The following is a 13,080-nucleotide window of genomic DNA, read 5'->3' on the forward strand; positions in this document are numbered from 1 at the left end:
GAAGCAGAGGGAGCAGGTGAAATGACACCTGCTCAAGTAGTTTCGTTTATTACACCTTAAAGTAAGCAATCTTGCCAGTGAGTTGTGATGCTAATGAGGCCAATTCGTCTGAGCGCTTACTAATGGCGTTGATCGAATCATTGGTGCGTTCTGCAATGGTGGTAATGGTGTCTACATTACGGCGGACTTCGGTTGTCACCGCAGCTTGCTCTTCTGCTGTAGCAGAGATGGAATCGTTCATTGCGCGGATTTGAGAAATCGAACTGCTGATGTTGGAGAGTGTAGCGCCTTCTTCGCGGACTTGATTAACCGCACTGTTTGAGCGCTCATGGCTTGCCTTCATAGCATCAACTGCTTGAGTGGTTCCCGCTTGTAACTGTTGAATCATCGTTTCAATCTGTTGAGTCGCATTTTGTGTGTTTTGTGCAAGATGACGTACTTCATCGGCTACAACAGCAAAGCCGCGTCCTTGCTCACCAGCTCGTGCTGCTTCGATTGCAGCGTTTAGCGCGAGAAGATTAGTTTGTTCCGCGATCCCTAAAATGACATTTAAGATGCTATTGATTTCGTCGGTGTTCTTCTTGAGGTCGGTGATGGTATTTGAAGAGGTACTGATCTCACCTGCCAGAGATTCGATCGTGGTGATCGTAGATTGAACAATGCGCATGCTTTCGGCTGCGGCATGCTCCGCAGCATGGGCGGCGTTGCTGGCCTCAGTGGTTGATTCGGATACATGGATTGCAGTGCTTTGAATCTCATGAATAGCATTAGAGATCTGACCTGTTTCAGTGCGCTGCTCACCCACCATTTGTGTCGATTCATCGGTGATGCGGTTCAAGTCGTGGGCGGCTTTTGTGAGGGCATTACTAGAGTGCGCTACATCTTGAATAATATCGCTTAATTTTTCGACTAATTGATCAAAGGCGTTTTCCAATGCGCCGATTTCGTCACTACGACGACTGCCTGATTCGCGGCGTGTCAATGTACCTGAAGCGATTTCTTCTGCGCGTTTCACCACATTACGAAGAGGACGAGCGATGCCGTTGATAATCATCAAGCTGGAAACTAAGCCTATGGCAATCAAAATGCCCGCAAGCCCCATACTTTGATATAAGCCTTGATCCAATTTGTCCGATTGTGAAGCGGCGACTTGTTCATTGTATTGATCGATAGTGCTGATGATTTCTTCCATACTGCTATTAATGGCCATCAGGGTTTCATCGGCACTGCGACGGGCTTTGTTAGCTTGCATAGTTTTAAGCTGGAGCCACCAGTTGTAGGTTTCAGTGCTGGCACCTAGGAACTCAACTTGTTGCGCTTCAAGGGTATTAATCTGCTCGCTTAATGTGTGTAACAAGTCATTGCTTGGAAGAGAGGAGAGGGACGTTTTAACCGCGTCCAAACTAGATTTTAAGTCCGAAGAATAGGTCTGGAAATTGTTTGCTGACTCTTTGATTTGCTCAACGCCATACCCGCCCATTGATTTGGCAATGGAAACTTGGAAAAAGCCCCGTTCAAATTCAACGGTTTGTTTCAGTAGCAATTGTCGTGCTTTCTCTAAGCTTTTGACCAGGCTTAATGTTTGAGAAGAAACCACCTGCAAATCATGGGCGACAGACTTGCTCGTTAAAGAGGAATTTACCGCCGTCGCCAAGATGGCGCAGGTAAATAACAGCACTAAAGAGAGTATTTTCGTTTTAACAGACAGGCTTTTCATAGAGTCACCTTTATAGTCATTTTTGATGTGATGTCGTTTTTGTGCATCACTGTTCCTTGGTAATGCCGTTATCTATCCATACTAGCAATATTAATTCCAGTTTTTCTTTTAAATTCAATGGGTTGTTGTTATTTTAATGGGTGCTATGTGTTGCTTTTTGGTGTTGGTTGGATGATATGCAACTATTTTGGCATCAAGTGGTTATAGGAATTGGCTGGCTGCATGACTGTCATTTAGCTTGGAAACGACGCGGCTAGGGTAGGGTTTTGTTAAATAGATCGGCGACTTGGTTTTATGCAGGAGAGTGCCCACTTTTGGAGATCTAAAGTGGGCAAAAAGAGGGCGTTTATTGCGGATCTGACTCGATCTTAACTTTTCCGTCTTTAACCTCAAAGAAGAAGCAGTCACGGCGATTGGTATGACAGGCGGGGCCTTGTTGATCGACTTGTAAGAGAATGGCGTCGCCATCACAGTCAAACGCCATAGAAACCAAACGTTGGCGATGGCCTGAGCTTTCGCCCTTACGCCAGTAAGTTTGACGCGAGCGGGACCAATAGCACACTTGGCCGGTTTCTAGGGATTCACGAATCGACTTTTCATTCATGTAGGCCAGCATCAGCACTTCTTTCGTATCATGCTGCTGCGCAATGGCTGCAATCAAGCCATCTTGGTCGGTTTTTAAATTAGCCAACACTTTGTCTAAATCCAACTCAGTGCCTTTAGGTGACATTTCAAATGCTTTTAAACTCATTTCTCAACCTTCATTTCTGAAATGGCACCTTTACCGATGCCTTCAAAGGCGTGCACTTCGATGGTGTCGCCGGTATTTTCTTTGGCTAGCTGCTCGGCAATGTGGGCTGACAGTGATTCTACGGTCGTATCACATGGCAACATGTACACTTGCGGGCTGCGAATCGTTAATTCAAACAGTCCTTGATTAGCGGCGTAGCTAAAATGATGGTAGCGCTGCCCCTGTTCTTCAATAATGCCAATTAAATCTTCTTGAGTGCCAAGGTAAATATCCTGCCAGCGAGTAGCCCAATCTTGTTCTAAAGTACGGTCACGCTCACCATTACGGTAAATTTCAATCACCGAGCGATGGCCATGGGCGATTCGTTGGCAATTGCCACCATGCTTTTTGAGGCCATGACTGTACTGGTAATTGGCCTCATCCGTTGCCTCAGGATGGAAACGCACCGACACTGCTTCTAGTTCTGCTGGCAATAGATTCAGAATCTGCTGTTCAACCCATTGGGCGGCATTTTCTGGTGTAATTTCCGCCACTGGTAACTGAGCAATGGCTTGGCTAGGGGCGTTACATTCGAAACGTTGGCCATTATCATGCTGAAATTTAAATGAGACGCGCTCGTTTTCCATTTCAACTAGGCGCGTATTTGGATGATGCGCAGGAATCGCTAAGGTGTGATCTAAATGGGCATCCAGCCATTGTTTAATCATCTTTTTCACAATGCTGAAATCGCACACCATGCTTTCATCGTTTAGCTTCCCTGTTAGCACGATATCGGCTTGCCAGCTTTCCCCCAATACCCCACGCACAGGGCAGAAGTAAGAAAGGTCGACATGGGTTAAGTTCTTAACAAACAGCTTCAACGATATATCCTCAAAAAGTGACAGGCGGCTATGGTACTAAAAGCACACAAGGATACCAACGTCCAACAACAAAAGGTGTCAAATAAAACACAAATCTATAAAGACTCGCTAAGTGACTGAAAAATATAACACATCTGTTGCACTTTCGATTCTGGTGCGTATAATGCTCGCCAAGGTCATCGGGACCTCCTCTATGGTGTCTCCGCTGGTCCCCTCGCAACGATAAACCGTTAACCTGGTCAGGTCCGGAAGGAAGCAGCCACAGCGGTAGACTCGTGTGCCGAGGTGAGGCTGGTGGAGATGCCACCTTAATTCAAAATTCCCTTTTCTATTTTTTTGTTATTCTTAACAACCATTTCGGCTCTATGATCCACTGTTTTCTTTGTTTCTATGGATTGTGAACAGTGCAAAGTCCTTTACCCATTCGTTTAAAAAATGCCCGTAAACTTGCCAATATGACTCAAGAGCAGCTTAGTACCAAGCTGGGTTTTGATCGTTCCCATGGCACAGCTCGTATTAGTCAGTATGAAACAGGCAAGCATGCGCCTGATTATTCTATGGCAAAGCGTATGGCGGATGTGCTTGGGGTTCCGGTTGCGTATTTGTTCTGCGATGATGAAGCCTTAGCTGATATGATTTTGGCGGCGGGGCAACTGATGTAGCTTTATCCATAAAAAGGATCGGAGCGTTGCGCCGTGGCAACACGATATATCGCGCTGCCACGGGATTCCGCGTTAAAGATCTGCGAAGGCATCACGCTTAAATACAATGTCATCGCGATTGATTTGGTGAATATCGCGATGGCCAATGAAGGCCATTGTCAGTTCGGCTTCTTCGTGGAAAATTTGCAGCATTTTAGAGACGCCTGATTTGCCCATGGCGCCTAGTCCATACACCATAGGTCGTCCTACCATGACGCCTTTGGCGCCTAACGCTTTAGCGCGGATAATATCTTGTCCACTGCGAATGCCGCCATCGAGCCAAACTTCTAGTTGATCACCAACCGCTGATACGATTTCGGGTAGGGTGCTGATGGTCGAGCGTGTTCCATCCAGTTGACGGCCTCCATGGTTTGAAACCACGATAGCATCAGCGCCCAGTTTGACACATTCTTTCGCGTCTTCGACTTCCATGATGCCTTTTAAGATTAATGGGCCTTGCCAAATATCGCGGAAGTAGCGAATGTCATCCCAGCTTAGCTTGGTGTCGAAAGAGCCTGCGGTCCATTTCATTAAGTCATTCATGTCTTCAACACCTGTCGCACAGCCTTGGATATTGCCAAATTGACGGTTCTGTGTTTTCAGCATGTCTAGTGCCCAGCGGGGACGACGGGCAATGTCGATAATGTTAGGGATCGTGAGGCGAGGTGGCGCCGTCATGCCGTTGCGGTGGTCCGCATGACGACGCCCAATCATTTGTAGGTCTAATGTAAGCACTAGAGCGGAGCAACCCGCGGCTTTAGCACGATCAATTAGCTTTTTGGTAAACTCGCGGTCTTTTTGCACATACAGTTGAAACCAAAAAGGTTTTTGAGTGTTCGCGGCGACAGTTTCGATGGAGCAAATGCTCATGGTTGAAAGGGTGAAGGGGATGCCGAATTCTTCCGCAGCTTGAGCAGCAAGAATTTCGCCATCCGCATGTTGCATGCCTAACAGTCCTACAGGCGCTAATGCCAAGGGCATTTTAACATCTTGCCCAACCAGCTGACTGCGTAATGAGCGAGGCTCTAGATCGCGAGCGACCCGTTGGCGAAACAGGATTTGGTTAAAATCGGACTTATTCAGAGTTAGCGTTTGTTGTGTCCAAGAACCTGATTCACAGTATCCTTGAAACATTTTAGGTACACGCTTGTGATATAGGCGTTGCAAGTCGCTAAGCTCACAAATAAGGCTCATTTAATACTCCTAGAAATGAATCCAAATGGGGCTTAGAAAAGTACCATAAGTGACTAATAAAACTAACTAATTTGCTCGTGTATAAGACTAAAGTACGTTGTTAAAGAGGCACTGAGAGTAAGAAGCCCTGGAAATGTTATCGTTAGATAATAAATGGCTATGATGAGAGTGTTAAAGGTGCAGGTGTTTAGGAGTTTTTTTTGGTTGTTTTTGGCTATCTATAAAGCTTGTATTCCATTCACATCGGATTCAAAAAGTTACCAATCGTACACAGCTCTCAACAAACATTGTGTAAAGCAAAGTTTAGAATATGGGAATAATGTGTCGCGATGGGAGCTTGAATGTGAGAAAAGTCGTTGCTTTTAAGGTGCTCCTAGTGGCGCTATTTTGCCTATTGCTTTTGGGTTTTAGCTATAGGATATATCAAGAGAACTATTCGAAACTTGCGTTTCAAATTAGAGAATCGCTCAGTTTAGAGGCCAAGGCGCATGCAGATGTTATTAACGCAAGGCTCGACGATTTAAAGGGAGATTTGTCGATTCTACGAGGTGCGCCTCCTATCCAAGGTATTCAGCGAGCGCTGTACAACAATAACCGTGACCCTCACGATTCAAGTACGACAGCTGTATGGCAAAGTCGGCTCAGGTCAGTTCTAGAATCCTATTTGCAGTCAAAGCCTAATATTTCAAAAGTACGATATGTCGCTATCCGCGATGGCTGGAATGAGCTGGTGAGTGTTGAAAGAGAGCAGTCTAGCCCATTTGTCCTGAGCTTAGAGATGCAGCAGCAGTTTGTTGAAAACATATCTGCTTCTGACTCGAATAGTGTGTTTGTCTCAAGGCTTATGAAAACCGTCAAAGGAAAGCGATCTAATCTCTTATTGCTAGGCGCCAAGGTTTTCGATTCCGATGGAGCGCTATTTGGCGTCCTATTAATAGACGTTGAAGTTGATGCCGTTCTTGCACAAATGGTCGCCTCGATTAGCCCTAGCTTGGGCTTATATGTCCTCAGCAGTCGAAGCGGCTTAATGTTTTCAGAAGTTGGTCTGCCGCAACAAAATAATAGTTGGTTCGACGATATAGTGGATCACATAACGAGTTCAATATTTATACGTGGGCGCGTTAGTGTCGTTCTTAATGACTCAGATTATTTGAGTATCGTGCTTATTAAAGATGATCATGATGCAAGATGCCATGCACTTATGGATGCTTTAACATTAGCGGTGGCCGTTTGTGCTGCGGCGTTGATTTCGATGCTCATCGTTATCCTTCAAAGGCGGAATAGTCAGCAGCAAGCTTCATTGATCATTAATGAGTCCAAAAATGCGGCCATCATTAAAAGTAGTCAAGACGCTATTATTGGGACAAACCGAGAAGGTGTGATTAATAGTTGGAATGCCAGTGCTGAAAAGATGTTCGGTTATCTGCCCCACGAGGCAATTGGCAAAAGAAGCATTGATTTAATGTGGTCGCCTAGACACTTAGAAGAAGAGGCTGACATTCACCAGAAACTCCTTAATGGGCAATTAATCAAGCCCTATGAAACGATACGTCGACACAAAAATGGTCAAGACATTACCGTCTTTCTTTCGGCATCGGTAATACGAAACGAACGTAATGTTGTGATTGGTATTTCTGAAATCATTCGCGATATGACGGAGTTAAAAGCCATTGCAAAGGAATTGAGTGAGCTGAATAAAACGTTGCAAATACAGGTTGAAGAGCGGACTCGTGAACTCAAACAATCCTATAGCCTACAAGAGGCCATCTTTACGACAGGCGAGAACTTGATCATTGCCACAGATACAAGTGGTGTTATTACCCATTTTAATCCTGCGGCGGAGAATCTATTAGGCTATTCAAAAGAAGAGGTTATTGGAAAATGTACGCCAATAATTTTCCATGACCAAGAAGAAATTGTTGTCCGTGCAAAAGAGCTCAGTAACGAGTTGAATATGCCTGTGTCAGGATTCGATGTCTTTGTTATTAAAACTCGCTTAGGTCTGAAAAATGATCATGAATGGACTTATATTACTCGACAAGGCGATCGAGTGCCAGTTTACCTTTCTGCATCAGCATTCTATAACGAACAAGGAGACATCACGGGTTATCTCGGGATGATCGCAAATATTTCAGACCTGATACATCAGCAGCAACAATTGGTCGCATTTAAAGATCAGTTAACCAAAGCTTCTGAGATCGCTCATCTTGGTATTTGGAGTTGGGGCCTTGCAGATAATTCAATCTATTGGAACCCCGAAATGTATGGCATTTACGATATGGACATCAGTGAACCTGTACAGCTTGAAAATTGGGTTGCTATGGTTGTCGAAGAAGATCGACAACGTGCATTAGATCACTTTCAGATGCTAATCGACTCTGGATCCGAAGCAGACATTATTTTCGATGTCATTACTGGGGCAGGCAACAGAAAAACAATTCATGCTACGGCGTCACTCGAAAAAAGTAGCTATCAAAATGGAAGGGTGACTGTTATTGGCATCAACCAAGATATCAGTCAGCGTATCAGCTATGAGAACGCTCTAAAAGAAGCGAAAAATGCAGCGGATTTGTCGAACCGTATTAAATCCGAGTTTGTTGCTAATATGAGTCATGAAATTCGCACGCCATTGAATGCTGTTATCGGAACCTTAGAGCTTATGCGACGCACTGAGCTCAATGAAATGCAAAAAGCTTATATAGAACGTTCTGATAAGGCAGCCAAATCTCTATTGGCGATTTTGAATGATATTTTGGACTTTTCGAAAATTGAAGCGGGGCGGTTAGAAGTGGACCCACAGCCGTTTTGCTTAATCGATTTTGTCGACGATTTAACGCAAATTTTAAAGGCTTATAAGGCTGGCAAAGACATCGAATTGATTGTTGATATTGATCCAGCCTTGCCAGCCGAGATGACTCTTGATTCGCTACGTCTTCAGCAAGTTATTTTGAACTTAGTTGGTAATGCATTGAAGTTTACCGCCCAAGGCGAGGTGGTGCTGAGATTTAAAGCGACTGATCATCAGCTGCTATTGATTGAAATAATTGATACTGGTATTGGTATTGAGCAAGCGAAGCAGGAGCATTTATTTAATGCTTTTACACAAGCGCAAGCATCCACAGTTCGTGAATACGGTGGTACAGGGCTCGGCTTAGTAATCAGCAAGCGTTTGGTTGAGCTGATGGAGGGCTCGATGACCTTCCATAGCGAATCGGGTAAAGGGACTGAATTTTATTTATCTATCCCTTTTCAAAGTGAAAGTCTGACATCATTGCATCTTCCCTCTATCTCTTCTAATTCAGCCGTGATTCTTGATTCCAATAGTGTATCGCGTGTGGCAACGCTCCATGCAGTCGAAATGCTTGGATGGGACGCTGTTTTAGCGGCAGATGTCGAAGCGTTTTGGGCCCAGCTACAACGTAAAGCTGATTTTGGCTGCTCCGTTGACATGATACTCATTGATCAGGCGTTTATGCATGGTTTGGATCTGTCCAAGATGTCTATTAATAAGCGTCTTGGCAAAGCACTTTTTAACGGAAAAATTGTTATTTTATCGAGAGAAGAGTATTCAGTTGATCACCTAGGATCTGATATCTTCAATGTGAGCAAGCCTATTACGGCAAAAAGTTTGGCGCAGTTGTGTGCTGAGAATTTTTCGAAGCAAGAAGAGACGGTTTCAGTGAAAGAGAATCAATTGCCCTTAAATGGATTGAAGCTATTGCTAGCAGAGGATAATCTCACCAATCAGCTAATCGCCAAAGAGTTGCTGAAGTCTGAAGGCGCTGAAGTTGTTATTGCGAACAATGGCCAAGAAGCGGTAGAACGGTTCCAGCGTGAGACATTTGATCTCGTTTTAATGGACATTCAAATGCCTGTTATGGATGGTTATGATGCGGCGAAAGCCATTCGCGTTCTTTCCGAAAGTATTCCTATCATTGCGATGACTGCCAACGCCCTAGCATCCGATCGTGCTTTGGCGGAAGCTGCTGGAATGAATGCTCATATAGGTAAGCCTTTTCAGGTTGAGCAACTCGTCGATATGATTTTGCAAAGTGTGCAGGACGATGCTCTACATGCTAAGCACTTGGTGCTTTCTGAACATCAATCTACATCCGGTCGGTTGCAGACGATAAATCAGACCCATGCCTTAACTCGAATGGGGGGCAACCATGGGCTGTATCGTACAATTTTAGAGGCTTTTGTGCGTGAGTCGCTTGAGTTGATGAATCAATTGCCCTGTCAATCGATGAAGCTTGATGGCGACCGAAGTGGTGTGATTAGGTCGGCTCATTCCTTGAAAGGGTCTGCGGGGGCAGTTGGGGCTGAGCAACTGGCGGATGCAGCCAAACAGCTTGAAAGTCAGCTTAAAAGCGGTGATTTAACGGGATACCAAGAAAGTAGGGGGCATATTGAAACACTGTATCAGGAAGCAATAGTTGTCATTAGGGCAATTTTAAATCAAAGTAAAACTGACGTTAGTGAGCATGGCTGTGGAAGTAACCTAGCCACTTGTGAATCCATGGATCAGCTAATTGAATTACTTGAGAGTTCAAATATGCGGGCCATGAGTGTGTACGAATCCATGTTAGCTCAAGCAGGGCCAGATACCATCGCGATGTTGGAAAAAGTGCAGAGCGCTATGCAAGCGCTGGATTTTAAGGCGGTGGCTAAAGAATTAAACAACTATGTGCAAGGGTTGAAGTAATGGAACGGTTTAACTTTGAGATGGCGGATGTGCTGGTGGTCGATGATCAAGCATCGAATATCCAGCTGATCTATCAGGTGTTACATAGTGACTACAATATATACATGGCCCGCTCTGGTGCTGAGGCGTTAGAGCTCATCAAGACCCAGAGGCCAGATATTATTTTGCTAGATGTATACATGCCAGAGCTGTCAGGTTTAGAGCTGTGCCGTATGCTAAAAGGCAATCCTATCTACTGCGATATTCCGATAATTTTCATTACCTCGTTTACCGAACCTGAACAGGAAGTGGAGTGTTGGGAAGCTGGTGGTGTGGATTTTGTTCAAAAGCCGATCAACCAGTTGACGCTATCAAAACGTGTTAAAGCACATTTGACCCTCAAGTTTCAAGCGGATGTTTTAAAGCGCTTAGTGAACCTAGATGGTCTGACAGGGATTTATAATCGTCGCTATTTTGATGAGCAGGGAGCCATATTTTTTTCAAATAGCCAGCAAACAAATGTAGGCTTCAGTGTCGTAATGTTTGATATCGATTATTTTAAAGATTTTAATGATCGCTATGGTCATCTGGTTGGAGATGATTGTTTGAAGAAAGTGTCCTTCTGTATTAATAGGTTGGTGAATGATGATCATAAATTGTTTGCTCGTTATGGCGGGGAAGAGTTTATTTTATTGATTTCAGAAGCCTCTTTACTGGATGTTAAATCCTTGATTGAGTCCATATGTAATGCTGTCGCAGCACTAAAAATCCCTCATGAATCTTCTAAATGCAGTGCTTATGTTACGGTAAGTGCTGGTGCGGTATATTGCGATAATCCAGAAATAGCAAGACTAAACGACTTGGTGGAGCAAAGTGATGTCCAGCTCTACCGAGCTAAAGATGCGGGTCGAAATCAGGTTTTCTTGAAAGAAATTTTAAATCCTTTCTGATGATTTAAAATCTAAGAATTACTTTTCATAAAGTGGTGGCTTAATTGCTCAAGGTTACTATTTAAATCTAGTTATTTATGATGGCCCATGTTAGTTTCGTAAAGCAATAGTCAATGGAATGACTTGCCCTCATATACGTATTTTCTAATACCTTCTCCATTGACTCGCCTTACGAAATAAAAATTTAGTGGCATGCTCATCCAGCACCTCGACTGAAGTTAGGATAGGGAGTTAATAATGGAATATTGGCATCGTTTAAGCTTACGTACACGCTTTTATCTAGTAGTTGCATTGATACTGCTGTCTCAGTTGTTAATTGTCATGACGGCACAAGCGATCTTATCTAGTCAGGATCGCTTAGAGCGTCTTGAGAATTATGAGCTTCCGCTCGCGTTACAAGGGATCGGCAGTGGTATTCAAGCTGAGCTTAATATCATGATTGCTGGCTCACAAGCCCTAGCAAATAACCCTACCATCAGTCAGTGGGTAAAGGATGGTATGCCTGAAGGCGGCTTTGAGTTAGTTTCAAAAACCATGGTGAAAACTCAGTCTTCTATTGGAGCGTTAGGCGTCTTCCTAGCTGCAAATGATGGTGAGCGCATGGTTTATTATCATTATGAAAATGGCCAACTGCATGGTCGTCCATTAGAGCAGTCTAATAAGGATGATAGCTGGTATTTTGACTATCTGAGCCGTCGTACAGAGTACGAATTGAACTTAGATTCAAATGATTTCAGTGGTGATGAGCTACGGATGTTTATCAACTATTCCAGTACTGAGCAGCTTGCTTCAGGACATCCATATGTTGTCGCTGGCGGAGTCATGGACTTGGCAATGGTGGCGAAATTGATACAGTCTTATCAGATTGGTAATAACGGTACTGTATTGATGGTTGGGGCAAATGGCCATGTGGATGTTAGCCCGCAAAATATTGGCCAAGATCTTAACTTAAGCCAAAACCCAGTCATTGCACCTTTAATTGCGAGTCCTAGCCAAAAAGTTAAAGTGGTCGAAGGGGATTGGCAAGGGCGTGAAAGCTACATCGCCTCCTATTGGATTCCTAGTTTACAGCGTTATATTGTCGCGACCGTGCCGACCAGTGATATCACAGCGGATATTCGAGAGAATCAGAAAGTTATCTTTGCCCTAGCATCGCTTTTGTTAATTATTGCTTTGGCTGTGCTGTATCCGGTTACAGGTGCTTTGATTCGCCCTGTGGTGCGTTTGCGTCAACAAATTAGCCGAGCATCAGAGACACTGGATTTGTCATTGAAGTTTAGTACTCGTGATCGAGCGGAAATTGGGGATCTTTGTCTACAATTAACGCATTTAATGGAGCGACTACGCTTAACGATGCATGAGGTGGCACAGGTATCTGATGAAACAGAAAGTTTGTCATCGCAGTTAGAGAGCGGGGCACAAAGTACAACGCAGTCTTTCCATGAACAGCAAGCGGCTCTGGCGCAGATTTCCGCGACGATGGAAGGGATTGCAGAGCAAGTGTCTTTGATTGCACACGCAGCAAAAGAAGCCGGAGAGCAGTCGAATGAGGGCCGTGATATTCTGGCGCAATCCGTTGAACATCTTCAAGTAAGTGTCAATGCAATTGAAAATCTACAACAAGAAATGAGTTCAAACCGTGAAGAGATGGGAGTGCTGCAGCATCATGGTGATGAGATTATTGTTGTGTTGGATGTTATTCGTGGTATCTCGGAGCAGACCAATTTATTGGCGTTGAATGCGGCGATTGAGGCGGCGCGTGCAGGAGAGCATGGACGTGGATTCTCTGTCGTGGCAGATGAAGTACGTCAGTTAGCACAGCGTACATCGGATTCAACCACTAATATTCAAGGTATGATTGATAGTTTACGTGGTGCAACTCAGCGAATGGCTGACCAAATGCAAAACAGCGTAAACAGCACAGAAAGTGGCTTATCAGGATTACGAGAAACGCGCAATAAGCTAGACGAAATGAGTGCTCAGTTGCGTTCAGTGTTTGATATGAATGCACAGATTGCCAAGAGTACTCAAGAGCAAGAGCTGTCTATTGGGGAAGTACATGAAGGGCTGCAGGCATTGTCACAGCAAGGAGAAAGTGCTTCCCAAATGGCTGACCAGTCAAGCTTTGCGACGCGTAATTTGCGTGAACGTATCGGTGCTTTGAAACAACAGATGAAGGTCTTTACCTTCTAATCGTAAAGCATAAAGAAAGCAGCAATAAAG

8 protein-coding genes and 1 other RNA gene are annotated in these 13,080 nt (G+C 44.4%); 5 read left to right on the forward strand and 4 right to left on the reverse strand.

Annotated features, from left to right (window positions below; genetic code table 11):
* Window positions 1-49: 49 nt before the first annotated feature.
* The 3 genes from ASC49_RS05950 to ASC49_RS05960 form a co-directional block, all read right to left on the reverse strand.
* A complete protein-coding gene (locus ASC49_RS05950) occupies window positions 50-1,717 on the reverse strand; it encodes a methyl-accepting chemotaxis protein (protein WP_055462311.1) in 1,668 nt (555 codons plus the stop codon).
* A 346-nt stretch (window positions 1,718-2,063) separates the two neighbouring features.
* Window positions 2,064-2,468 (reverse strand): phosphoribosyl-AMP cyclohydrolase, encoded by a 405-nt coding sequence (hisI, locus tag ASC49_RS05955; RefSeq protein ID WP_055462312.1) that lies wholly within the window; start codon window positions 2,466-2,468, stop codon window positions 2,064-2,066.
* A complete protein-coding gene (locus tag ASC49_RS05960; protein ID WP_055462313.1) occupies window positions 2,465-3,328 on the reverse strand; it encodes a 6-carboxytetrahydropterin synthase in 864 nt (287 codons plus the stop codon). The genes hisI and ASC49_RS05960 overlap by 4 nt, the downstream gene beginning before the upstream one ends.
* Before the next feature lie 203 nt (window positions 3,329-3,531).
* Here ASC49_RS05960 and ffs point away from each other — a divergent pair.
* An RNA gene (gene ffs / locus ASC49_RS19575) (signal recognition particle sRNA small type) lies at window positions 3,532-3,628 on the forward strand.
* A 104-nt stretch (window positions 3,629-3,732) separates the two neighbouring features.
* A complete protein-coding gene (locus ASC49_RS05965) occupies window positions 3,733-3,990 on the forward strand; it encodes a helix-turn-helix domain-containing protein (RefSeq protein ID WP_055462314.1) in 258 nt (85 codons plus the stop codon).
* Window positions 3,991-4,062: 72 nt separating this feature from the next.
* Here the strand turns inward: ASC49_RS05965 and ASC49_RS05970 are convergent, their stop codons facing one another.
* Window positions 4,063-5,223, reverse strand: a complete 1,161-nt coding sequence (locus ASC49_RS05970) for an alpha-hydroxy acid oxidase (RefSeq protein ID WP_055462315.1) — start codon at window positions 5,221-5,223, stop codon at window positions 4,063-4,065.
* A 532-nt stretch (window positions 5,224-5,755) separates the two neighbouring features.
* On the opposite strand from ASC49_RS05970, the gene ASC49_RS05975 reads away from it, so the two are divergent.
* From ASC49_RS05975 to ASC49_RS05985, 3 genes are all read left to right on the forward strand, one after another.
* On the forward strand, window positions 5,756-9,928 hold the full coding sequence (locus ASC49_RS05975; protein WP_162265196.1) for a PAS domain-containing hybrid sensor histidine kinase/response regulator: 4,173 nt from the start codon (window positions 5,756-5,758) through the stop codon (window positions 9,926-9,928).
* Window positions 9,928-10,857: a diguanylate cyclase domain-containing protein gene (locus ASC49_RS05980; protein WP_055462317.1), complete on the forward strand. Its 930-nt coding sequence runs from the start codon at window positions 9,928-9,930 to the stop codon at window positions 10,855-10,857. The genes ASC49_RS05975 and ASC49_RS05980 overlap by 1 nt, the downstream gene beginning before the upstream one ends.
* Before the next feature lie 237 nt (window positions 10,858-11,094).
* On the forward strand, window positions 11,095-13,050 hold the full coding sequence (locus ASC49_RS05985) for a methyl-accepting chemotaxis protein (protein ID WP_055462318.1): 1,956 nt from the start codon (window positions 11,095-11,097) through the stop codon (window positions 13,048-13,050).
* Window positions 13,051-13,080 lie beyond the last annotated feature (30 nt).

Source organism: Marinomonas fungiae, assembly GCF_001418205.1.
In the GTDB taxonomy this organism is placed as follows: Bacteria; Pseudomonadota; Gammaproteobacteria; order Pseudomonadales; family Marinomonadaceae; genus Marinomonas; species Marinomonas fungiae.